This is a genomic window from Rothia sp. SCPM-O-B-18226 (M350) (assembly GCF_058213595.1).
In genome coordinates this window covers 150227-172520 of sequence record NZ_JBYQJS010000002.1, presented here as the reverse complement: position 1 = coordinate 172520, position 22294 = coordinate 150227, and the positions used below count along the sequence as shown (strand labels likewise).

18 protein-coding genes are annotated in these 22294 nt (G+C 62.9%); 2 read left to right on the top strand and 16 right to left on the bottom strand.

The window, feature by feature from the left end:
- Positions 1 to 10 precede the first annotated feature (10 nt).
- From AC3E6W_RS04790 to clpS, 14 genes are all read right to left on the bottom strand, one after another.
- Positions 11 to 2260 (bottom strand): ABC transporter ATP-binding protein/permease, encoded by a 2250-nt coding sequence (locus AC3E6W_RS04790; RefSeq protein ID WP_490652456.1) that lies wholly within the window; start codon positions 2258 to 2260, stop codon positions 11 to 13.
- Entirely contained in the window at positions 2257 to 3384 is a 1128-nt protein-coding gene (locus AC3E6W_RS04785) for an efflux RND transporter periplasmic adaptor subunit (RefSeq protein WP_049343113.1), read from the bottom strand. Before AC3E6W_RS04785 ends, AC3E6W_RS04790 begins: the two co-directional genes overlap by 4 nt.
- Before the next feature lie 97 nt (positions 3385 to 3481).
- Positions 3482 to 4435, bottom strand: coding sequence for a multidrug transporter (locus tag AC3E6W_RS04780; RefSeq protein WP_306539057.1), 954 nt, complete (start codon positions 4433 to 4435; stop codon positions 3482 to 3484).
- Positions 4436 to 4701: 266 nt separating this feature from the next.
- Positions 4702 to 5631 carry a multidrug transporter gene (locus AC3E6W_RS04775; protein ID WP_314083124.1) on the bottom strand — a complete coding sequence of 310 codons (930 nt, stop codon included), beginning with the start codon at positions 5629 to 5631 and terminating at the stop codon, positions 4702 to 4704.
- Positions 5632 to 5836: 205 nt separating this feature from the next.
- Complete coding sequence (cydB, locus tag AC3E6W_RS04770) at positions 5837 to 6907, bottom strand: cytochrome d ubiquinol oxidase subunit II (RefSeq protein ID WP_049343115.1); 1071 nt, start codon at positions 6905 to 6907, stop codon at positions 5837 to 5839.
- A 21-nt stretch (positions 6908 to 6928) separates the two neighbouring features.
- On the bottom strand, positions 6929 to 8500 hold the full coding sequence (locus AC3E6W_RS04765; protein ID WP_049343116.1) for a cytochrome ubiquinol oxidase subunit I: 1572 nt from the start codon (positions 8498 to 8500) through the stop codon (positions 6929 to 6931).
- A 521-nt stretch (positions 8501 to 9021) separates the two neighbouring features.
- Positions 9022 to 11124 (bottom strand): DNA gyrase/topoisomerase IV subunit B, encoded by a 2103-nt coding sequence (locus AC3E6W_RS04760; protein ID WP_314506969.1) that lies wholly within the window; start codon positions 11122 to 11124, stop codon positions 9022 to 9024.
- Positions 11125 to 11350: 226 nt separating this feature from the next.
- Positions 11351 to 12580: an RDD family protein gene (locus AC3E6W_RS04755; RefSeq protein ID WP_049345636.1), complete on the bottom strand. Its 1230-nt coding sequence runs from the start codon at positions 12578 to 12580 to the stop codon at positions 11351 to 11353.
- 303 nt (positions 12581 to 12883) lie between these two features.
- The gene (locus AC3E6W_RS04750; protein WP_490652455.1) at positions 12884 to 13537 is read right to left on the bottom strand and encodes a non-canonical purine NTP pyrophosphatase; all 654 of its coding nucleotides are present in this window, start codon (positions 13535 to 13537) and stop codon (positions 12884 to 12886) included.
- Between the two features lie 52 nt (positions 13538 to 13589).
- A complete protein-coding gene (gene rph, locus AC3E6W_RS04745; protein ID WP_049345640.1) occupies positions 13590 to 14324 on the bottom strand; it encodes a ribonuclease PH in 735 nt (244 codons plus the stop codon).
- Between the two features lie 73 nt (positions 14325 to 14397).
- Positions 14398 to 15282 carry an MBL fold metallo-hydrolase gene (locus AC3E6W_RS04740; protein WP_049333630.1) on the bottom strand — a complete coding sequence of 295 codons (885 nt, stop codon included), beginning with the start codon at positions 15280 to 15282 and terminating at the stop codon, positions 14398 to 14400.
- Positions 15273 to 16295 carry a glutamate racemase gene (gene murI / locus AC3E6W_RS04735; protein WP_049343120.1) on the bottom strand — a complete coding sequence of 341 codons (1023 nt, stop codon included), beginning with the start codon at positions 16293 to 16295 and terminating at the stop codon, positions 15273 to 15275. Before murI ends, AC3E6W_RS04740 begins: the two co-directional genes overlap by 10 nt.
- A 231-nt stretch (positions 16296 to 16526) precedes the next feature.
- Positions 16527 to 17102: a DUF2017 domain-containing protein gene (locus AC3E6W_RS04730; RefSeq protein ID WP_049333633.1), complete on the bottom strand. Its 576-nt coding sequence runs from the start codon at positions 17100 to 17102 to the stop codon at positions 16527 to 16529.
- Positions 17102 to 17428 carry an ATP-dependent Clp protease adapter ClpS gene (gene clpS / locus AC3E6W_RS04725; RefSeq protein ID WP_049333636.1) on the bottom strand — a complete coding sequence of 109 codons (327 nt, stop codon included), beginning with the start codon at positions 17426 to 17428 and terminating at the stop codon, positions 17102 to 17104. Before clpS ends, AC3E6W_RS04730 begins: the two co-directional genes overlap by 1 nt.
- 277 nt (positions 17429 to 17705) lie before the next feature.
- On the opposite strand from clpS, the gene AC3E6W_RS04720 reads away from it, so the two are divergent.
- Entirely contained in the window at positions 17706 to 19004 is a 1299-nt protein-coding gene (locus AC3E6W_RS04720; protein ID WP_049343123.1) for a nicotinate phosphoribosyltransferase, read from the top strand.
- Between the two features lie 133 nt (positions 19005 to 19137).
- A complete protein-coding gene (locus AC3E6W_RS04715; protein ID WP_049333640.1) occupies positions 19138 to 19764 on the top strand; it encodes an isochorismatase family protein in 627 nt (208 codons plus the stop codon).
- A gap of 156 nt (positions 19765 to 19920) precedes the next feature.
- Here the strand turns inward: AC3E6W_RS04715 and AC3E6W_RS04710 are convergent, their stop codons facing one another.
- Both AC3E6W_RS04710 and AC3E6W_RS04705 read right to left on the bottom strand, forming a co-directional pair.
- Complete coding sequence (locus tag AC3E6W_RS04710) at positions 19921 to 21708, bottom strand: DEAD/DEAH box helicase (protein WP_490652454.1); 1788 nt, start codon at positions 21706 to 21708, stop codon at positions 19921 to 19923.
- Positions 21709 to 21961: 253 nt separating this feature from the next.
- Positions 21962 to 22261, bottom strand: coding sequence for a DUF3039 domain-containing protein (locus AC3E6W_RS04705; RefSeq protein ID WP_005506434.1), 300 nt, complete (start codon positions 22259 to 22261; stop codon positions 21962 to 21964).
- Between the last annotated feature and the right edge of the window lie 33 nt (positions 22262 to 22294).

Genomic DNA, 22294 nt, shown 5'->3' with positions numbered 1-22294 from the left:
TGCGCTAGTTCTAGCCGCGCATCGCGTCGGCGGGGCTCTTGCGGGACGCCACCCACGCCGGGTACGCCGAAGACACCAGACCGGTAAGGGCGCCAACGCCCACGCCGAGCACCACGAATCCCGGGGAGAGGACCGCCTGCCAGCCTTGCACGAGCGAAAGAATGATGGTCGCAATCATGCCGGAGCAGGCGCCGATGGAGCCGCCGAGCACGCCGAGCATGACGCCCTCCATGAGGAAGATGCGGGCAATCAGCCATTTGCTGGATCCGATGGCGCGGCGCAGCGCGATTTCGGCAGTACGCGATTGCACGGACAGGTACATGGCGGTTGCCGCCGAGAGGGAGGCGAGCACCAGCAGAATACCGGAGAGCACACCCACGTACAGGCCCAGATCCGAGGCGATGGACGCGCGCAGGCTCTGCAGGTCGGAGGGGGTTTCCACGTTAATCTGGCTGGGTTCAGCGGGTTTGAGGGTCAGCGGAATGGCCTTGGCGACCGCCTTGCCGTAGCCTCGTTCGGTTTCGGCAATGTAGGTCACCTGGCCGCGTCCGGTGCGCTGAAGTGTGCCCGGCGAGACAATGACCGTGTTCCTGAATTCGTAGCCGCTATTGCCGGGGTCGAAAAGGCCGACGACCGGCATCAGCTGACCATCCACCCAGATGCTCACACCGGGTGCCACCTGCGGCAGCCCACCGAGCTTAATGCCGTAGTCGACGGCGGGTAGCTCGCCGGGTCTGGGCTCGGTTGTGGCGTTATCTGCCGCCTTATCTTCGGGGAGAATGCCGAGGGCGCGGGCAGCGGAGACCGAGACGATAGCGCCGGAGAGCTGCTCTGCGCGTTCACGGTCGGCAACGTTCTGCTGGGTGAGGGTCGAGTTCATCTGTTCGAGCGCACGCAGGGTTTCGGGGTTCATGCGGGCACCGATTTGCTCGAGCCTGGTCTTCGAGGTGGAACTGAGGCCAATCGCCGTCTTGGGTTCGTCCTCGTAGGGGCTGAATCGGGTGATTCGCACGTCGGCGGGCGCCACGCTGCTGACGAATCCGGTGTTCTTCACGTAGTCCAGCGCGCTAATGCGGTCGGCAACATTCTGCGCGGATTCACCCTGCCGGTAGGTTCCGAGCATGTTTTGGTCATTGTCCCTGTCGCTGATGTAGAGCGTGGATTGTTCGGATCCGAGCAGGCGCTGGTTCACCTGGTAGCTGGCGGATTCGCTCATGCCGGAGGCGCTAATGAGTCCGCCCACGCCCAGTGCGAAGGACAGGCCCAGCAGCAGGGTGCGTAGCGGTCGTGAGGTGAGCGCCGAGATCGCCTCGATGCTGTCGTCGGTGAGGAAGCTTCCGCGGCGATGCGTAGCGGGCTTCTCCCCCGGTGCGAGGCTGGCGGAGGCGTCTACCGGGGCACCTACCGTAGCTTCTGCAGGGGTATCCGTTGCAGCCGACACAGCCTCGGCAACCGGCACCTCAGCAACCGGCACCGTAGCCGAATCGGTGCGGCTCTGCTCGTGCAGCCGCCCATCCTCAATGCGGATCACGCGGCGGGCGGCGGCGGCAACCTCCGGGTCGTGGGTAATCACCAGCACGGTACAGCCGGTCGCGTTAATGCGCTGAAGAATCTCAATGACCTTGGCGCTATTGTGGCTGTCCAGGTTGCCGGTGGGCTCGTCGGCAAGAATCAGCGGCGGGCGCGTGGCGAGGGCACGAGCAATGGCGCAGCGCTGCTTCTCGCCACCGGAAAGGTAGCGGGTACGGATGCTGGCGCGGTCGCTCAACCCCAGAAATTCTAGGGTTTCTTCGGTGCGTTGCAGGCGCTCGCCGTAGGGTACGCCCTGCACGCGCAGGCCCATGGAGGCGTTGGTCGTGCTGGTTTCGTCCAGCAGCATGTTTGAGGATTGGAAGATGAAGCCGAGGTGGTCTCGGCGCATTTCGTCGCGTTCTCTGTCGCTGAGTCCTTCCGTGTTTTTGCCGAAGAGGCTGTAGGTTCCGCTGGTGGGAGTGTCGAGCAGGCCAATGGCGTTGAGCAGGGTGGATTTACCGGAGCCCGACGGACCAATAATGGCGAGGAATTCGCCGCGTTCCACCACCAGGTCGAGATGGTCGAGGACTGCTCGTTCGCTCCTCTCGAAAACACGGGTAATGCCGTGCATTTCGATAGCGGGCGCGGTACCGAGCCCGGCGGCAGGTGTAGCGGCGGACGCTACGTTGGGCGCAACTGTAGGCGCACGTCCCGGGCTTGCGTCTGGGGTTCTCTTACGGCGGCTCATGAGACAAGCACCTTCTGTCCCGTGCTGAGGTTCGCGTTGATTGCGGCGTATCCGCCGGCGGTGCGCAGAACCTCAACGTTGACTCGTTCGGTGGCGGGCGCATCCTTGCTGGTCGAGGTGGAGCTTCCGCCCTTTTCAACCAGCACGTAGGTGCCCTGGGAGTCCTGGCGTACCGCGGTAGTCGGCACGGCGAGGGTGGTTGAGGTGTTGCCCTTACTGGTGATGGATGCGCTCTGGCCCGGCGTGAGCTTGCTCGGGTCGTCGGCGCTGAATCGCACGCTCTTCGCCGCGCCCTTGGAGGGGTCGTTCTGCAGCTCACCAATGCTGGTGATGGTTCCCTCCACGCTGCCGGTAGAGGTGCGCAGGCTAACGCGGTCGCCCACCTTGAGCTTGTTGGCGACGGCGAGTTCAACGCTGGATTCCACGTAGGGTTCGCTGGTTTCTACGCTCGCGATGGGGTTGCCGTCGCTGATGAGCTGGCCCACCGCGGCAACGGCGGTGACGGTGTGGCTACCGCCGGGCAGAATCGCGTAGTTGCTTCGGGCAATGGTGGTGACACCCTCGCTGGGCACGCCGGTCAGGTGCGCGCGGTGCAGGCGCGTGACGGCGTCGAGGGTGTCTTCGGTGACGGTGCCGCTCTGCACGGTGGAGTACCCGGCGGAGTTCAGCGCCTTCTGGAAGGCGAGCACGTCGTCGCCGTTATCGCCCAGGTTGAGGTCGCGATACAGCGGCAGCGGCCCCTCCAGCACGAAGACGGGGTCGGCGCCAATGATGCCGATGAAGTCACCGGCCTTGAGCACGTTACCGGGCTTCTGGTTCTGGTAGACGAGCACCGGCTCACCGTTGGTGCGCGCGCTAATCGGGGCGGTCTCCCCAGCCTTGGTGGTTCCGGCAATGGCGAGGCCCTCGCTGACGGTTCGTTCTTCGACCTTCGCCCAGACCGGAATCACGGTTTTCGCCTGCACGGCCGGGTCGGGGCCCGTGGCGGCGTAGCGGGTGCCCAGGTAGAAGGACAGCATGAGCGAGCCGATGGCGAGGATAGCCAGCAGCAGGAGCACGCGGGGTCGGGCGATGCGTTCGCTGAAGCGGTGCCCGCTGTTTTGGTTTTTCGTGTGAGTGGTCATGGCGGTGTCTTTCTGAACTGTGTCAACGCTGTCTATTTCTCTGCGCTGCCTATTTCTTAGCGCCGTCTTTCGGTGCGCTGTCTTTTAGTGCCCCGGTTTACTGGTGCTCCAGAACGTACTGCTTGAACTTCTCGTCACGCTCACGTTCTGCTTTGCGGTCCTGCTCAAGCTGCGACTGGTACTTGCGGATGAGCGGCATCTGATACTGTGCCTCCAGGTCGTAGAGCTGCTGGCTCATGCCGACCTGCTGGTTACATTCGGCCTGGATGGTGGCGATGCGAATCTCTTCTTCGGAGGCGGGCTCGTCGATACCGTCGTTCTTGCTCCACTGCTCAGCCAGCGGGGATTCCTCGGCTACCGCCCCTGCCTTAATGGGGGTGAGCCCCCGGTTTGAGACGCACTGCTTCCACTTCTCTTCGAGTTCGCGGTGCAGTTTGCTACCGTAAACGGCGTTGACCGCCTCGGTGGAGATACGACTGTATGTGGACTGCACGTCGTTCTCGGGCCTCTTACCTTCGGGAACCGCGGCGTCCAGGGTCTCGCGGGCCTTGTCCTCACATTCGATGATGAGCCTCTCCTCGGGGCTGAGGCTTGCCCCTGGGGTGACGGAGATGGGAGCTTTGGCGTTGGGGTCTCGCTTCTGAAAACCGTACTTCTTGGCGTATTCGACGTTCCAGGGGCCGTACATTCGGCCCGGATCGCCACGCGGCGCGCTTTCAGATTGGGGAGCTTGGTCGGGGTCGGTGTAGCTCTGCCCGTGTTCGGCGTAGCACTGCTTCATGGCAATCTGATAGGCCGTGTATTCGTAATGAGTGCCCCTCTCGTAGTAGAGGTAATCGTCCAGGGGCATCTTTACGATGTCCTGTTCCGCGTCGAAGATGGCGTGGACGCTTTCGTCGCGTTCCAGCGGCGGGTTGAAGAGCGAGCAGGCGCTCAGGGGCATGATGCCGATACAGAACAGGGCACCCGTGGTGAGCAGTCGGCGGCTCATGCCGGTACGAGGGCTAGTTCCGGTGCGAGGGTCGGCGGTGCGGCAGTTGAGGGACTTCATCGTTGAACACCTTTCATAAGAGTGAGTTGTTCACCACATTACACTTTTTGCTCCTTGCCGCGCCTTAAATCCGGGGGGGGTGTGCACCAAAAATTTTTGCGCGCCCACCCGCCTGCCGCGAGCTGCATCCTCTGCGGGAATATCCTCGCGGGTGCGGGCTACCCGCCGAGCCTGTGTCTCGGGTGGCCCGCACCATTACCGGTCTTTCCCCGGTATCAAGATTCGGTTTTAAAATCCGACGTCAAAACCGGTCGTGGACGCTCGGGTTACTGGTGCTCCTGAACGTACTGCTTGAACTTCTCGTCGCGGTCGCGATCGGCTTGGCGCTCCTGTTCAAGCTGCGACTGGTACTTGCGGATGAGCGGCATCTGGTACTGAGCTTCCAGGTCGTAGAGCTGCTTGCTCATGCCGACCTGCTGGTTACATTCGGCCTGGATGGTGGCGATGCGAATCTCTTCTTCGGAGGCGGGCTTGTTGAATCCGTCGTTCTTGCTCAGCTGCTCAGCCAGCGGGGTTTCCTCGGCGACGGAGCCTGCCGAGCGAGGGGTGAGGCCGCGGTCTGAGACGCACTGCTTCCACTTCTCTTCGAGCTCGCGGTGCAGTTTGCTACCGTACACAGCGTTACCCGCCTCGGTAGAGATACGACTGTTTGTGGACTGCCCTTCATTCTCGGGCCTCTTACCTTCGGGCACCGCGGCCTCCAGGGTCTCGCGGGCCTTGGGGTAGCATTCGGTGCGAAGCTTGTCCTCGGGGCTCATGCTCTCCCCCGAGTTATAGGAGATGGGGGCGGCTGCGTTGTTGGGGTCTCGCTTCTGAAAACCGTACTTCTGGGCGTACTCGACATTCCAGGGACCGTACTTTCGCCCCATCTCGCCGCGGGGCGCACCCTCAGAGTAGGGAGCCTGGATGGTGTAGTTCTGCCCGTGTTCGGCAAAGCACTGCTTCATAGCAATCTGAAAGGCCGTGTATTCGTAGTGAGTGCGCTCGTAGTAGGTGTAATCGTCCAGGGGCATCTTCACGATGTCCTGCTCCGCGTCAAAGATGGCGTGGACGCTTTCGTCGCGTTCCAGCGGCGGGTTGAAGAGCGAGCAAGCACTCAGGGGCATGATGCCGACACAGAGCAGGGCACCCGTGGCGAGCAGGCGGCGGCTCGTGCCGGTACGAGGAGCGGCGGTGCGGCGGTTGAGAGATTTCATCGTTGAACACCTTTCATAGGAGTGAGTTGCTCACCACATTACACGTTCCGCTCCCTGTCGCGCTCGAATTTCGGGGGGGGTGTGCACCAAAAATTTTTATGAATTCTCTTCTCACCTACCTTGGATCCGTGTTCTCCCCGCAAATACAAAAAATCCCCCGAACTTCTCGCAAGAGAAATCCGGGGGATTTTCAATCAGCTACATGCTACTTGGTCGGCAGTTCAGCCAGTTCGGTAGCGTCGTGAGCCTCGGGGATGTGATCCACGTGCAGACGCTTACGGAAGACCCAGTAGGTCCAAGCCTGGTAGACGAACACGACCGGCAGACCAAGGCAGGTCACGAAGGTCATAACGCCCAGGGTGTACTCGGAGCTGGATGCGTTCGCAATGGTGAGCGAGTATGCCGGGTCCAGGGTGGAGGGCAGCACGTTCGGGTACATTGCGGTGAAGATTGCCAGTGCGCCCAGTGCGACGAACACGGACAGGCCGGCGAAAGCGCGACCCTCGCGGCCGCCCTTAGCGGAGACCCAAGCAATCAGAACGGCAACAACAGCCAGGATGGTGCACAGCCAGGAGATGCCGTTACCGCTGGTGAAGTCCAGGGTCAGAACCCATGCGACGATCGGCAGCAGCAGGACGGGAGCCCAGCGCACCAGGGTGTTGCGGGCACGGTCGCGGATATCGCCGTCGGTCTTCAGAGCGACGAAGGCAAGACCCTGAACCAGAGCGAAGCCCACGAAGCCCAGGCCGCCCAGCAGGACGGGCAGAGAAATCCAGGCGAAGGCACCGCCAACGCGGTCACCGTTCTCGTTGATGGGCAGACCCATGGAGGTCAGGCCCAGCAGCGCGCCCACGAGCAGAGCGATGAAGAAGGAGGAGACGGACAGAGCGATGTTCCAGTTACGGATCCACTTCTCGTCGTTCTTCTTACCGCGGTATTCAATTGCGACCACGCGCAGAATCAGGAAGACCAGCGCGAGGGTCAGGGGGATGTACAGAGCCGAGAAGAGGGCTGCGTACCAGATGGGGAATGCCGCGAAGATAGCAGCACCACCGGACACAATCCACACCTCGTTACCGTCCCAGACGGGGCCGATGATGTTCAGCAGCAGACGGCGTTCCTTCTCGTTCTTTGCGAACTTGGAACCCATCAGCATACCGACACCCAGGTCAAAACCGTCCAGGATCATGTACATGATGAGGAAGACGCCAATGGCAACAAACCAGAGGGTGGGCAGGCCAGGCTGACCGGCAAAGATATTGAAATCAAAGTTCATGGTGAATCAATCCTTACCCGCCTAGTAGGCGAACTCCAGCACGTCGCGCTTGGACTTGTCGTTGGACTCGTCCTCGTGGTGCGACTGAACCAGCTCGGGCATTGCAGCAACCACACCGGCCTTGACGTACTTGATGAGCAGGTAAACCTCAACCACCATCAGCACGCCGTAGAGCAGGCCCAGGGTGAGCAGGGAGAAGAGGATTTCTTCACCGGAAACACCCGGGGAGATAGCTGCTGCGGTGTACAGGCGGATTGCGGGATCGCCCTCAAGGTTGGGGACAACCACGAAGGGCTGACGGCCCATTTCGGTGAAGATCCAGCCCAGTGCAATTGCGAAGAAGGGAGCCAGGATGGACCAGACGGCAACGTTCTTGAGCAGCTTGGACTCGGGGACGGTGCCCACGCCCTTCTTACGGGTAACCCACAGTGCGTAGAGGTAGAAGGGAACGACGACTGCGCCCAGACCGATCATGCCGCGGAAGCCCCAGTAGGAGACCTCGAGGGAGGGCAGGTAATCAATCTTCTGACCTGCACGCTCACCGTAGAGCGGGTTATCGGGCAGGTTGGTGCCGTACTTAGCTTCGTACTCGGGAACCAGGGTCTGGATACCCTTCACCGGGGTGTTGAAGTTGTCGTGTGCCAGGAAGGACAGCACGCCGGGAACCTCGATGATGGTGTGAATCTTGTCGCAGCTCTGAGCGCCAAGCTCACCAACGGTCAGCACGGAGAAGGAGGTACCGTCGTGGCAGGCGGCCTCGGCGGCAGCCATCTTCATGGGCTGCTCGTGAATCATCATCTGTGCCTGCATGTGGCCGGATGCGCCAACACCAGCGAAGCCGATGAGGCCCACCACTGCGCCCAGGCGCAGGGACTTGAGCCAAACCTGGAAGTCCTTCTTGTCGCGTGCGCCCTTGTCGGACTCACCAACGACAACCTTGCCGTCAACGACCTTGTCAATGCCGTCCTTGCGGCGGCGCCACAGCTTGTACCAGGCGATACCGACCAGGAAGCCACCGGCAACCTGAATGGATGCGGTGATGACGTGCGGGAAGGTGACCCATGCGGTGGGGTTCATCAGCACGGCGCCGATGTCGGTCATACGGGGACGACCGTCAATCATTTCTGCGCCGACGGGGTGCTGCATCCAGGAGTTTGCCACCAGAATGAAGAAGGCGGAAATCCAGGAACCGAGAACAGCCATGAACAGGGAGAAGGCGTGGACTGCGGGCTTGAGGCGATCCCAGCCGAAGATCCACAGGCCCAGGAAGGTCGACTCGACAAAGAACGCGAAGAGGCCTTCCATAGCCAGCGGGGCGCCGAAGACGTCGCCCACGAATCGGGAGTATTCACTCCATGCCATACCGAACTGGAACTCCTGAACCAGACCGGTGGCCACACCCATGGCGAAGTTAATGAGGTACAGCTTGCCCCAGAACTTCGTCATTCGCTTGTATTCGTCCTTCTTGGTACGAACGTAGCAAATGTACAGGTAGGTCACTACAAGGCCCAGACCCAGGGTCAGCGGAACCATGAAGAAGTGGTAGACGGTGGTGATACCGAACTGCCACCTACCAAAATCAAGGGGATCCATTGATAGGTCCTTACTATGTGTGTACTGATATGCGCGTGCGCCAGAATCGGGCACTCCCCCGTCAGTGAAGGGAGTGCGAGAGTTACTGACACAGTGTCTCTCACCCATCTACGGTACAGGTTTTTCTTTGAAGGCTGTGAGACACCTGTGCGCCGACTGGGCGTTAAATGTTTGACGTTTCGATAAAGGTTCATCGCACGTTATCAGCAAATACCGAGGTGAGACGGTTTAGAAACAGCCTGTCACCATCCGGAGTACGGAAGCCTTTTCCAACCCCTCCCTCAAACCTTGCAGTAAATTGCGATGTCTGCAAGATTTTGGTGACGGATTTATCGAAACTGACACAATAGTTATTCAGTGCCAATTCATTAAATTTGCATCAAAAATACTGATTTTTTGCGCCGTGGTGAAATCTATTGTGACAATAATCATAGAAAATTCCCACTTTATGACAAATCGTCAGCATGTTTTCCACGAGTCTCGCAAGAAAATACACACGCAAACACACACGGGAAGAACCGCTACATATCGATGTTCTCGGTATCCAGCTGATGCGCGCCGGCGATAATGAACTCCTTACGCGGAGCCACCTCGGAACCCATCAGCAGCGAGAAGGCGCGCTCGGCAGCCTCAGCATCCTCGATGCGGATGCGGCGCAGCATGCGGTGGCGCGGATCCATCGTGGTCTCGGCCAGCTGGTCGGCGTCCATCTCACCCAGACCCTTGTAACGCTGAATCGGTTCCTTGTAGGTCACGCCCTGCTCCCGCAGAGAATCCAGCAGCTCGTGCAGCTGCTTCTCGGAGTAGGTGTACACCATCTCGTTCGGCTTACCGCGGCGCACCACCTCCACGCGGTGCAGGGGCGGAACCGCGGCGTACACGCGACCGGCCTCAATCAGCGGGCGCATGTAACGGTAGAACAGGGTCAACAGCAGGGTGCGGATGTGCGCGCCGTCAACGTCCGCATCGGTCATCATGATGACCTTGCCGTAACGGGCAGACTCTAGGTCAAAGGTGCGGCCCGAACCGGCACCAATCACCTGAATCAGCGCCGCGCACTCGGCGTTCGCGAGCACATCGGTCACCGAGGCGCGCTGAGTGTTCAGGATCTTACCGCGAATCGGCAGCAGAGCCTGGTACGAGGAGGAACGAGCCAGACGCGCAGTACCCAGCGCCGAGTCACCCTCCACAATGAACAGCTCGGAATGTTCGACGTTCGTCGAACGGCAATCCACCAGCTTGGTGGGCATGGATGAAGACTCCAGCGCGGTCTTGCGGCGCTGCGTCTCCTTGTGAATACGCGCCGAGACGCGGGTCTTCATCTCAGAGACGACCTTCTCGCACAGAGCCGTAGCCTGCGCCTTCTCCGCGCGGGCGGTCGACTCCAGGCGGGCCTTCAGGGCATCGCCCACCACCTTGGAGACAATCTGGCGAACCGCCGGGGTGCCCAGAATCTCCTTGGTCTGACCCTCAAACTGCGGCTCGGCCAGACGAACGGTCAGCACGGCGGTCAGGCCCGCGAGCACGTCGTCCTTCTCAATCTTGTCGTTACCCACCTTGTACTTGCGGGCGTTGTCGGCCAGATGCTTGCGCATCACGCGCAGCAGGCCCTGCTCAAAGCCCGCGGTGTGGGTACCGCCCTTGGGGGTGGCAATAATGTTCACGAAGCTGCGAATCGTGGTCTCGTAGCCGATGCCCCAGCGCAGGGCAACGTCCACCTCGCAATCACGTTCCACATCAGTCAGCTGCGAGCGGCCGTCCTCCCCCAGCACGGGCACGGTCTCGGTGAAGGTTCCGCTACCGCTGAAACGCCAGATGTCGGTGACGCGCTCGTCGTGCGCCAGGAACTCCACGAACTCGCTGATGCCGCCGTCGTACTGGAAGACCTCCTCGTGTGCCTCCAGTTCGCCGGGGGTGCCGGGCAGCCGGCGCTCATCGCGAATACAGATGCGCAGGCCCGGAATGAGGAACGCGGTCTGGCGCGCACGAGCCACCAGGTCCTCGTAGCTGAACTTGGCGTCGGGGGTAAAAATCTGCGGGTCAGCCCAGTAGCGCACGCGGGTGCCGGTCACACCGCGCTTCGCCTTACCCACAATCTGCAGGGCGTCGGCGCCCTCGGATGCGGGGGTGAACGGGTCATCGGGCTTGGGGGTGCGGCCCGAATCGAAGTGGCCGGGAATACCGTGACGGAACGACATCTGGTAGGTCTTCGAACCGCGGTCCACCTGCACGTCCAGGCGCGAAGACAGCGCGTTCACCACGGATGCGCCCACACCGTGCAGACCGCCGGAGGCGGTGTAGGAACCGCCGCCGAACTTACCGCCGGCGTGAAGCTTGGTGAAGACGACCTCCACACCGGATAGGCCGGTACGCGGCTCAATATCCGTGGGGATGCCTCGGCCGTCGTCGCGAACCTCCACCGAACCATCGCGGTAGAGAATCACCTGAATGGACTGGCCGAAGCCGGCGAGCGCCTCGTCCACCGAGTTGTCGATAATCTCCCAGAGGCAGTGCATGAGGCCGCGGGAGTCGGTGGAGCCGATGTACATGCCCGGGCGTTTGCGGACTGCTTCAAGACCTTCCAGAACGGAGAGGTTGCGAGCGGTGTAGTTCGAGGACGCCACGGGATTCCTTTCGGGTGAATATGTCTGCGGTGGTGAACGCGCGCCGCACGCAGGGCGGAGTGAGGGCCCGGCTCACGTGCTACTAGGCAGAACGGATGCGGGGCACGACGCGTGTCGTGCCCCGCAGAGCGTTCAACGTTCGGAACTCTATTCTAGCGTGGCTTGGGGAAAAGGGTGGTCAGGACGGTCACCGATGGTGCCGTGCGTGGTTCCCCCGTTCACCCCGCTAGTGTGCTTCGCCCGTAGCCTTCGAGGAGCTCTCGTGACGGTTCGTGACCATGATATTGGACTTGAAGTAGAACTCTTCGGGAAGCTCATTCGTGACCGGGCCGTGGGGGAACTCGCTGAGCTTCGGCACGAAGTACCAGTCCATCAGCTCGCCGCTGCTCTGCTTGAGCACGCGACGCTCGCGCATGGCGCGGCGAATCTTGCGGCGCAGGCGGGGGCTGTCTTTCAGGGTGCTGGTGAAGACCCACGGAGTCTCGTACCCCTCGGTGGCGGTGCCGAAGGTGATGCGCAGGTTGCCATTCTCGTCTGCGTCCATCGTGAAGTCACCGTCGGCGATATCGGTGAAGGCGAGCATCCAGCTGTGTCGGCGTTCGTAGCTTTCGCGGGTGGTCTGCAGTGCCGCAATGATGCGGTGGTCGACCAGCAGCTCAACCTTACGTTCGGTGATTTCGCCCAGACGAGCGTAGGAGCCGAAGGCGCGGTTCGCACCGCTGCGGCGAGGCCACTTCGTCACCGCACCGTGCGGCACCTCCCCCGCAAAGGTGAAGGGGCCGGTAATGGTGCCGGGCAGACGCAGACGCTCAAACGGCGCAGTCGGCAGGAAGGTCGTCAGCAACTGATCGGAGCTCACCGACTTACCCCAGCGCGCCATCTCAAAAATAGTCGGCTCGGGGCCCACCGGGTAGAGGCGCGGCATCTTGCGACCGAACTCGTCAAAGCCCTCAATAAACTCACCGTTGGAGCTGTACCCGGGCATGGTCGCACCGAGCGGGCGAGTCCACGAGCCCGAGTACGGCTTGGTCAGGTGCGGGTTCTCCACCGGCAGGATGCTGGTGCGAGCACCCAGGTAGGCGGGCATGCGCGAGAGGTTACGCCAGGCGAACTTCGCGGCAACCGCCTCACGCCACCACATGGGGCGCTTGCCGGGGGTTTGGCCGCCCAGGCAGTGCATGAGGAGCCAAAAACCAGCCCAGCCGAGAGTACCGGCAACAATCACCCACAACACCACGCTCAGCACCAGCTGGAGGGTACCGGTCGCCCACATATTCGTGGCGATGATGCCCATCAACCCCGCCCAGGCCACCATGGCGTACGGGCCGAGCGTGATCATGGGGTCGACCACCTTGACGGCGGCGATAACACGGCGGTTGAGGCCGCGCCACACGTAGGAGTAGGACCAGAGGGCGACGGCAAGCATCAGCGCCATCAGCAAGAGAAGGATGAACATCGGTGCGTTCTCTTTCGCGGCAGGTTTTTCTACCGGGGTCGGTGGCAGCAGGCATCAGGCAGATGCTCCGTTGAAGTGCTTTTCAACAACAAAACTCGTCTGCCGAAGGTACCTTCAGCAGACGAGTCTCTTTGGTGTCACTAACCCTGAGGTAAAGCTTCTTTACCTATTGTGCCTTTAAGTGGTATTCGTATGGGGGATTTTGGCCGCGGTGTACGAATAAATCGCACTCGTCCCTCCGCCAGGCAGATACCCGACAGATATCAGGCACAGCAAACAAGCTGTAACGCCCCAGTGACGGTTTTAGGCCAGAGCCGCAGCAATCTGCGGAATCAGCGCCTCAAAAGCACGCGCGCGGTGGCTAATCGAGTTCTTGATCTCGGCGGGAATCTCAGCGCAAGACTTGCCGGCGTACTTACCCTCGTAGAGGGCGTTCTCACCGTTGAGCTCCACGGGGCGCAGAATCGGGTCGTAGCCAAAGCCACCCTCCCCCGCCGGTGCGGTCAGTAGCTCACCGGGTAGCTCACCGTATTCAACCGCCTCGAAGCCGTCCGGGGAGGCCACCGATGCGGCGCAGCAGAACTTCGCGCCGCGGTGCTCCGGAGCGATATCGCTCAGCTGAGCCAGCAGCAGGTTCAGGTTCGCGGTGTCATCGCCGTGGCGGCCGGCCCAGCGGGCCGAGAAGATGCCGGGGGCGCCGCCGAGCACGTCCACGGACAGGCCCGAGTCGTCGGCAATAGCAATCAGGCCGGTTGCCCGGGCGACCGCGCGAGCCTTGAGCAGGGAGTTCTCAGCGAAGGTCACACCGGTCTCAGGAACATCGGGTGCGTTCACGCTGGCTGCATCCACGACCTGGGTGTCAACGTCCAGGCCGTCGATGTGGCCGCGCAGAATCTCGCGCAGCTCCTTGAGCTTGCCCTTGTTGTGGCTTGCCAGAACAATCTTTGCTTCTGCCATGGTTTCTCCTTTGCAACAGGTGCACACGGTGCGGGGTGGGGCGCCGTGCGGGTTAGTCGTTCTTCAGGGCCTCGCGCTGAATCTGGGCCAGCTCTGCGGTGCCCTCCAGGGCCAGGTCGAGCAGGCTGTTGAGCTCGTCGCGGTCGAAGGGGGCGCCCTCGGCGGTGCCCTGAACCTCCACGAACTTGCCGCTACCGGTGACGACCACGTTCATGTCGGTCTCTGCGCGCACGTCCTCGGTGTAGGGCAGGTCAAGCATAGGGGTACCGTCGATGATGCCCACCGAAATCGCGGACACCGAATCAATCAGCGGGTTAGCCTTGGCGGAGATAATCTTCTGCTCCTTCGCCCAGGCGATAGCGTCGGCCAGGGCCACGTACGCGCCGGTAATCGAGGCGGTGCGGGTACCGCCGTCAGCCTGCAGCACGTCACAGTCGAGCACGATGGTGTTCTCGCCAAGCTCCTCCATGTTGATGACCGCGCGCAGGGAGCGGCCAATCAGACGGGAAATCTCGTGGGTGCGGCCGCCCACGCGGCCCTTCAGCGACTCGCGCGAAGAACGGGTGTTGGTGGCGCGCGGCAGCATGGCGTACTCAGCGGTCACCCAGCCCTTGCCCTCGCCCTTGAGCCAGCGCGGCACGCCCTCGGTGAAGGATGCGGTGCACAGCACGCGGGTGTTTCCGAACTCGATGAGGGCGGAACCCTCGGCGTTGCGGGACCAGCCGCGGGTAATGGTGATGGGGCGCAGTTCGTTGAGGGCGCGGCCGTCGTCGCGGGTCACAGTCATGGGTTCTCCTTGGGTCGGTCGGTCTGTTGTGCTTATAACGTGGTCGGGTTGAATGTGGTTTGCGCTAGTCCAGCTAGGGTTTAGGGAGGGCAATGGCGGTCTTGAGCGGCGGGTCCAGCACCTCCACCACGTTCAGCGTGGAGGTCACCGGATGCGCCGGCGTGGGGCGCGGGTAGATGCGGTAGCTCGCGGCCATTTCGGCAACGCCCACGGGACCGGAGAAGGCGCTACGTGCCTCGGCGCGGGCGATGTCAGGGTCGTTCCATACGGGCAGGTGGGTCAGCAGCAGGTTGCGTACGCCCGCCTCCTGGGCGGCCTGTCCGGCGCGCTTGCCGGTCAGGTGGATACCGCGCAGGGCGTCGTCGCGACCCTCCTGGTAGGCGGCCTCGCACAGGAACAGGTCGGCGCCGCGCGCGGCCTTAACCAGGCCCTCGCACAGGTCGGTATCACCCGAGTAGGCGAAAATCGTGTGGCCCTCGCGGTCGTTGCAGGTGATGCGCAGGGCGTAGGGATCCTTCGAGGGGTGCACCACGCGGAAGGGTTCCACGCGGAACGGGCCAATCTGCACGGGCTCGCCCTCGGTCCAAGTGTGGTACTCGAACTCGGTGCTCATGCCCGGGTCGGGGTCCAGGCCGTGGGTCGCCGAAAGGTACTCGTTAATGGCGGCCGGGCCGTAGAGCGGAATACGTCCCTTGGGCCAGCCGCGCGGATCCCACTTGACGGCCACGTGCAGACCGGACAGGTCGATGCAATGGTCCGGGTGCAGGTGCGAGATGAGAATCGCGTCGATATCACTCAGGTCGATATGGCGCTGCAGCATGCCGAGGGAGCCGTTGCCCATGTCCACGATGACGCGCCAGGTGCGGCCGGCGAAGTCGGTCGCGGTGAGCATGTAGCAGCTGGCCGGCGAGACGGGGCCGGGGAAGGAACCGGTACAACCGATAATCGTTAGGCGCATGCGGGACCTTCCTGCGTCGCCGCGGCCTCTTCGGCCTCGGCGACGTCTTCGTCCAGGGTGATGTTGCGGTGTGCGGCCAGCATCTCGGGGGTGATGGTGGCAAAGGAGCCGGTCGGGAAACGCTCGGCCACGGATTTGGTGTGGCGAACGTTCGTGACCTCGGGGCCGAGGAAGCGGCGCGCCAGCTGCGAGAACGTCTCAGATTCGCCGGTAGCGAGGAACTCGTGGTGCGGGTGCTCCTCGGGAACCGGGCTCTCGATGGCGTGGTTGAGCAGTTCGCGGTACACATCCTTGGCGGTCTCATCCGCGGAGGAGACAAGGGTGACGTCCTCGCCCATGATGTAGGAAATCACGCCGGCCAGCAACGGGTAGTGGGTGCATCCGAGCACGAGCGTGTCGACCCCGGCATCCTTGAGGGGCTGCAGGTACTCGCGAGCGGTCTCCAGCAGTTCGGGGCCGGAGGTAATGCCCTTCTCCACAAACTCCACGAAGCGCGGGCAGGCCACCGAGTACACCTGAAGGTTGGGGGTAATCGCGAAGGTGTCCTCGTAGGCGCGGGAGGTGACGGTCGCCTCCGTCGCAATCACGCCGATCTTGCGGTTGCGGGTCGCGGCAAGCGCGCGGCGGGCGGCGGGCTGAATCACCTCGATGACGGGGATGCCGTACTGGCGGGTGTAACGTTCGCGGGCGTCGCGCAGCACGGCGGCGGATGCGGTGTTGCAGGCGATGACGAGCATCTTCACGCCGGAGTCGACGAGCTCGTCCATGATGCGCAGTGCGTTGGCGCGCACCTCTGCAATTTTGAGAGGGCCGTAGGGGCCGTGCGCGGTGTCGCCGACGTAGATGATGCGTTCGTGGGGCAGCTGATCCATGATGGCGCGGGCCACGGTAAGGCCGCCTACGCCGGAGTCAAAGACGCCGATGGGTGCCGCGGCGGTGGGGGCTACGGGTTCGGGGCTTCCCCAGGGGGTGCGGGCACGGTAGGGATTGGTTGCGTCGATGCTGTCACTCATGGGTCACCTACACTTCGGTATCGGTCGTTTCCTCGTTCTATGCTAACCCGCGTTCGGGGTGGTTTCTTCCCGGGAGGGGGTTAGATGAGTCCAGAACCACCATTATGAGACGGTCTGTGACGGCGGTGCGAGGGGGCAAACGAAAAATCCGTTCAGTGGGCGGTGTTCTATCGCACGTCGACGGGCAATATTACTGCGCGCGCGTGCACCTTATGAACCGAGAAGAGGCCTCTACTCCTCTTCGTCCAGGCCCTCAATCATCGCAAGCATGAGCGAATCCTGCACCCACGAGATGAAGTTGTACACCATCGCCATATACTCCTCATTGTTAGTGACCTGCGAGGCGTCGGTGATGGTGCCGATCTCGTCGGCGCGTTCTTCATCGGTAATCTGCAGGCGGTCGGCGAGCACCAGGCGAATATCGCCGAGGGCAGCGGCCCAGGCGCGGGCGTGCTCCTCGTTCAGGCGCAGGTCGCTCGACTCAATGTCGAAGGCGAGCATTGCCAGGTTGGCGCGCTTGGTTTCGCGCAAATCGCGTTCGGTGTAGCGACGGTACTCGGCCGCACTTTCCTCGTCGCTGCTGGCGACGGGGAGCAGGCGAGCCACGGCGCTGTCCTCGGGAATCGTGGGGTTCTCGGTGATGCCGACCAGCGCCTCGAGCGGGTCGACGGTACTGCCGTCGGCGGCGGTGTCGGAGGGGCGTAGCAGGGCGCGCACATCCTCGGCGAGTTCTCGGATGAGCTCGCGCTCGGGCTGTTCAAATCGTGCGGTGTAGCCGCCGGGGGTGCGTCGGAAGGGGCGTGCCATTAGTTCTCCACTTTCTCGAAGGTGGCCAGCAGACCCCAGGCGTGCATGGCCTGGGTGTGCTTTTCGGCGTCCTCACGGGGCCCGGTGAAGACGATGGCTTTGCCGTTGTGGTGCACCTGGAGCATGAGCTCCTCGGCGCGGGCGCGGGAGTAGCCGAAGTGGCTGCGGAAGACGTATGCCACGTAGGTCATGAGGTTGACGGGGTCGTTCCAGACGATGACGTTCCAGGGGGTATCAGCGGCGAGGATGTTCTCGAGCTCGGTGGTCAGGTCGGTGTCGCCTTCGGTAAGGGTTCCGCTGGAGAGGGTCACGGCTGCGTTATTCATGGGGGTCCTTCGGGGTCCGGTCTGATGGATTCCGGAGTTCGTGGGGCCGGGCTGTTGGGAACCGAGCCTCGCCACTTCGTGCAGCGTGGCGGCGGCTCGCGGCCGGTGTGTGCGGTGGCCGAATCTCTTTCGATTATACGGCCGGACGCGCCGGGCGGCGGGCAGAGTGCCTGTACTTTTTCATACTACACTACTTATAGTCAATAGTACTTTATGTAGTGATTGACACGCCGTCACAATAAGAAAAACGCCCGCTCCCCCCTCTACAATTAGACACATGACTACTACTTCGCTTCTCACCGATCACTACGAGCTGACCATGCTTCAGGCAGCTCTCGCCTCCGGAGCCGCCCAGCGCAAGTGCACCTTCGAGGTCTTCACCCGCCGCCTTCCCGCGGGCCGCCGCTACGGCGTGCTCGCCGGCACCGGCCGCTTCCTCGAGGGACTCTCCGAGTTCCGCTTCACCGACGAAGAGCTCTCGTTCCTCTCCTCCCGCAACGTCGTCAACAAGGAGACCCTCTCCTTCCTGGAGTCCTTCCGCTTCAGCGGCAACATCCGCGGCTACGCCGAGGGTGAGGCGTTCTTCCCCCACTCCCCCGTCATGCAGGTCGAATCCACCTTCGCCGAGGCGTGCATCCTCGAAACCTACCTGCTGTCCATCCTGAACTTTGACTCCGCCGTGGCCAGCGCCGCCTCGCGTATGACCGCCGCCGCCGGCAACCGCCCCTGCCTCGAAATGGGTTCGCGCCGCGCCCACGAGCGCGCCGCCGTCTCCGCTGCCCGCGCCGCCGTCATCGCTGGCTTCGCCGGCACCTCCAATCTGGAGGCGGGCCGCTCCTACGGCCTGCACACCATCGGCACCAGCGCCCACGCCTTCACCCTGCTGCACGACAACGAGCGCGAAGCCTTCGAAGCGCAGCTGCGTTCCCTCGGCGCCCGCACGACCCTGCTGGTCGACACCTACGACGTGGACAACGCCGTGCGCCTGGGCGTGGAACTGGCCGGCGAGGAGCTCGGCGGCGTTCGCCTGGACTCGGGTGACCTGGTCACCACCGCCGCCCACGTGCGCGAACTGCTCGATTCGCTGGGTAACACCAATACGAAGATTACAGTGACCAGCGACCTGGACGAATACGCCATCGCCTCGCTGGCCGCCGCCCCCGTAGACTCCTACGGCGTGGGTACCCGCCTGGTGACCGGTTCGGGCGCACCGACCTCCTCCATGGTGTACAAGGTCGTGGCCCGCGAGAACTCCGCGGGCGAGATGCAGCCGGTCGCGAAGGCCTCGGCCGGCAAGGCCTCGGTGGGTGGCGCCAAGCTCGCGGCCCGCCGCCTGAACAGCATGGGCATCGCGACGGCCGAGGTTCTGGGAACCCACGAAGACCCGGCCCTGCACGAGGACACCCGCCCCCTGCTCGTGGACTTCGTTCGCGAGGGCGAGCTGCTGCCCGGCTTCACCGGCGAGGAGGGCGTGCGCCGCGCAACCGCCCGCCACGCCGCGTCCCTGGCCGAGCTGCCCGAGGCCGCTCGTCGCCTCTCCGAGGGCGAGCCGGTTATCCCGACCGAATTCATCTAAAACTCCCCCACGGTGCCCGCCCCGCGAGCTGCCGCGATACCCCTCAAGGACGGGGTGCATCCGGCGCAATCACGCGGGGCGGCGCGCCATACTTCTACCCGTGACCGTATAGGAACGGCTTGTAAGGACGGCTATGTCTAAGGCATTGATTATTGTGGACGTGCAGAACGACTTCTGCGAGGGCGGTTCCCTGGCGACCGCGCGCGGCGCCGAGGTTGCTTCGCTCATCAGCGAGTTCGTGGAGAACAACCACCACCGCTACGACGCAATCGTGGCCACCCAGGATTGGCATATCGATCCGGGTTCGCACTTCTCCGATACCCCGGATTTTGTGGACTCCTGGCCCGTGCACTGCGTGGCCAAGAGCAAGGGTGCGCAGATTCACGAGAACCTGGACACTGACTACATTGAGGCGTACTTCCGTAAGGGCCGCTACGAGGCCGCATACTCGGGTTTCGAGGGTTTGCTGGCTCCCGAGGACGAGGTGGCCACCGGTGAGCACGAGCCGGGCGCGGATGCTTCCGAGGACGGCCCGCAGACTCCCCTGTCGGAGTGGCTGGATGAGCGCGGTATCGAGTACGTTGATGTTGTCGGTATCGCCACCGATTACTGCGTGTCGGCCACCGCGCGCGATGCGGTCGACGCCGGCTACGAGACCCGCGTTCTGATTGATTTGACCGCGCCGGTGCACGAGGATAAGCTCGACGAAACCGCCGAGGCACTGGAAGCCGACGGCGTGGAGGTCGTGGAGGTCCTCTAGCCTCAACGCAACTCGCACAACGATAGGGCGGGCACCCCGAGAGTACTCGGGATGCCCGCCCTATCGCGTCTACGCGAAGCATCTACGTAAACAAATATTACGGGCACACAGAAGCCCCGCGAGCGTATACACGTTCGCGGGGCTTTTCTCTATGTTTTAGCGTCGACCCACGAACCAGTCCGACAGCTTATCGAGACGTGCCTGAATCTGCTCCGCGGAGGCCTGCGCCACCGCCGGGCCGCCACAAATCTTACGCAGCTCGTTGTGAATCACGCCGTGCGGCTTGCCCGAACGAATCGACCACGCCGCCACGTTCTTCGCCAGCTTGTTGCGCAGCGCCTTCAGCTGGCGATGATCCACCACCGAAGGCACCGCGGTTGCCGGGCGACGAGCCGCGTGCTCACGCTGATGCGCGCGCAGTAGCGTGCCCACCTGCTCGGCGTCCAGCAGGCCCGGAATACCCAAGAAGTCCTGTTCCTCCTCGCTGCCCACGGCGAGGTTGCCGGAGGCGAACTCGGCGCCGTCGAAGAGCACGCCGTGGAAGGACGCCTCGGAGCCGAGCGCCTCGAACTTGCCGCGTGCCAGTTGCTCGGAGGCGCGTTCCTCGCGGTTCGCTTCCTCAATCAGGTGGTCGTCCAGGCCCTCGACCATGGGGTCGATGTCCTGGGGCGCACCGCGGTCGAGGGCGTGGTCGCGCTCGACCTCCATATCGTTGGCCAGCATCATCAGCTGCGGCACCGAGGGCAGGAACACGGATGCGGTTTCGCCGCGCTTGCGGGCACGCACGAAACGTCCGATAGCCTGCGCGAAGAACAGCGGGGTGCTGGTGCTGGTGGCGTACACGCCCACGGCAAGGCGGGGCACGTCCACGCCTTCGGACACCATGCGCACGGCGACCATCCAGCGCTGCATGCCCTCGCGGAACTCGTCGATCTTGGCGGAGGCCTCGCGGTCGTCCGAGAGGATCACGGTGGGATATTCGCCGGTAATCTTCTGCAGCTGTTCGGCGTAGGCTTTGGCGTCCGCGTGGTCGGTGGCGATGACGAGCGCGCCGGCGTCGGGCACGGTGCGGCGCACCTCGGTTAGACGCTTGTCGGCGGCGGCGAGCACGGTCGGAATCCATTCGCCGTCGGGGTCCAGGGCGGTGCGCCATGCCTGGGAGGTGATGTCCTTGGTGAAGCCCTCGCCCAGGTTTGCCGCCATTTCCTCACCCGCGGAGGTGCGCCAACGCATCTGACCCGAGTACGCCATGAAGATGACCGGGCGCACCACGTGATCCTTGAGCGCCGGGCCGTAGCCGTAGGAGTAGTCCGCCTTGGAGCGGCGGATACCGTCGTTGTCGCCCTCGTAAGTGACGAACGGAATCGGGGAGGTATCGGAACGGAACGGGGTGCCGGTCAGCGCCACGCGGCGGGTCGCGTCGTCGAAGGCCTCGCGCAGGCCGTCACCCCATGAGAGGGAGTCTCCGGCGTGGTGAATCTCGTCAAAAATAACGAGGGTCTTCGTCGCCTCGGTGTTGCGCGCGTGCAGCTGCGGCTTATTCGCCACCTGCGCGTAGGTCAGCGCCACGCCCTTGTAGTGGCGGCTGATGGTCACGTCCGCGTTCTTAAAGTTCGGGTCAATCGGAATACCGACCTTCGCGGCGGCGTCCGCCCACTGCTTCTTCAGGTGGTCGGTCGGCGCCACAACGATGAGCTGGCGCACCGTGCCGCGGTTGAAGAGTTCCTTGGCGAGGGTGAGCGCGAAGGTGGTTTTACCCGCGCCGGGGGTTGCCACGGCCATGAAGTCGCGGGGGTTCTTTTCGAAGTACTTCTGCATGGCCTCGGCCTGCCAGGCTCGCAGGTGCACCGAGGTGCCCCAGGGGGCGCGGTCGGGGTATGCCGGGGAGAGCTTCGGCTTCACCATGCTGTCAAATAGCGTGGGTTCCTCTGGTGCTGCGCTCATTCTCTCCTTCTTCCTCGTCTGCCTCTGCCGGCCCGTTCTGAGCCTGTTATAAAACCGGTTTCCGGGCACAGCGAGGTTAAATTCTAGCACCACCGCCGCGGGTTGGGCCGGGCTGTGGTGCAAGAATTTGGTGCTCGTCAGCAAAGTCTCATGGGGTGTTTTGCCGCTGAGCTTTACTGCTGAGGCGTGTTATTCAGATGTATTCACTCGGGTTTACCCAGGCGTATTGTCTGAGTCGTATTATCTGGTTGTATTATTCGCCGGAGCCGTTATCGCCGTCGTTGCCGGGTGCGAGACCTTCGTAGATTTCCTTGCACTGGGGGCAGACGGGGAACTTCTGCGGGTCGCGGCCGGGTACCCACATTTTGCCGCAGAGCGCACGCACCGGCTCACCGGTCAGCGCCGACTCTAGAATCTTCTCCTTGCGCACGTAGTGGGAGAAACGCTCGTGGTCGCCCGGCTCGGATAGCTGGGTTTCCTCGCGCTCCAGCAGTGCCGTGCCGCCGGCCGTTCCGGGGCCGAACGGATCTTCAATACCTTCAATAGAGCTCATTCTTCTCTCCTTGGTGTTTTAAGTTCTTGCGAG

Coding starts and splice junctions, on each gene's coding strand:
- AC3E6W_RS04740 (WP_049333630.1), bottom strand. CDS start 15,282: ATGCGCCTAACGATTATCGGTTGTACCGGTTCCTTCCCCGGCCCCGTC.
- cydB (WP_049343115.1), bottom strand. CDS start 6,907: ATGAACTTTGATTTCAATATCTTTGCCGGTCAGCCTGGCCTGCCCACC.
- AC3E6W_RS04780 (WP_306539057.1), bottom strand. CDS start 4,435: ATGAAGTCCCTCAACTGCCGCACCGCCGACCCTCGCACCGGAACTAGC.
- AC3E6W_RS04720 (WP_049343123.1), top strand. CDS start 17,706: ATGACTACTACTTCGCTTCTCACCGATCACTACGAGCTGACCATGCTT.
- AC3E6W_RS04790 (WP_490652456.1), bottom strand. CDS start 2,260: ATGAGCCGCCGTAAGAGAACCCCAGACGCAAGCCCGGGACGTGCGCCT.
- rph (WP_049345640.1), bottom strand. CDS start 14,324: ATGACTGTGACCCGCGACGACGGCCGCGCCCTCAACGAACTGCGCCCC.
- AC3E6W_RS04755 (WP_049345636.1), bottom strand. CDS start 12,580: ATGTTCATCCTTCTCTTGCTGATGGCGCTGATGCTTGCCGTCGCCCTC.
- clpS (WP_049333636.1), bottom strand. CDS start 17,428: ATGAATAACGCAGCCGTGACCCTCTCCAGCGGAACCCTTACCGAAGGC.
- AC3E6W_RS04715 (WP_049333640.1), top strand. CDS start 19,138: ATGTCTAAGGCATTGATTATTGTGGACGTGCAGAACGACTTCTGCGAG.
- AC3E6W_RS04775 (WP_314083124.1), bottom strand. CDS start 5,631: ATGAAATCTCTCAACCGCCGCACCGCCGCTCCTCGTACCGGCACGAGC.
- AC3E6W_RS04730 (WP_049333633.1), bottom strand. CDS start 17,102: ATGGCACGCCCCTTCCGACGCACCCCCGGCGGCTACACCGCACGATTT.
- AC3E6W_RS04785 (WP_049343113.1), bottom strand. CDS start 3,384: ATGACCACTCACACGAAAAACCAAAACAGCGGGCACCGCTTCAGCGAA.
- murI (WP_049343120.1), bottom strand. CDS start 16,295: ATGAGTGACAGCATCGACGCAACCAATCCCTACCGTGCCCGCACCCCC.
- AC3E6W_RS04710 (WP_490652454.1), bottom strand. CDS start 21,708: ATGAGCGCAGCACCAGAGGAACCCACGCTATTTGACAGCATGGTGAAG.
- AC3E6W_RS04750 (WP_490652455.1), bottom strand. CDS start 13,537: ATGGCAGAAGCAAAGATTGTTCTGGCAAGCCACAACAAGGGCAAGCTC.
- AC3E6W_RS04765 (WP_049343116.1), bottom strand. CDS start 8,500: ATGGATCCCCTTGATTTTGGTAGGTGGCAGTTCGGTATCACCACCGTC.
- AC3E6W_RS04705 (WP_005506434.1), bottom strand. CDS start 22,261: ATGAGCTCTATTGAAGGTATTGAAGATCCGTTCGGCCCCGGAACGGCC.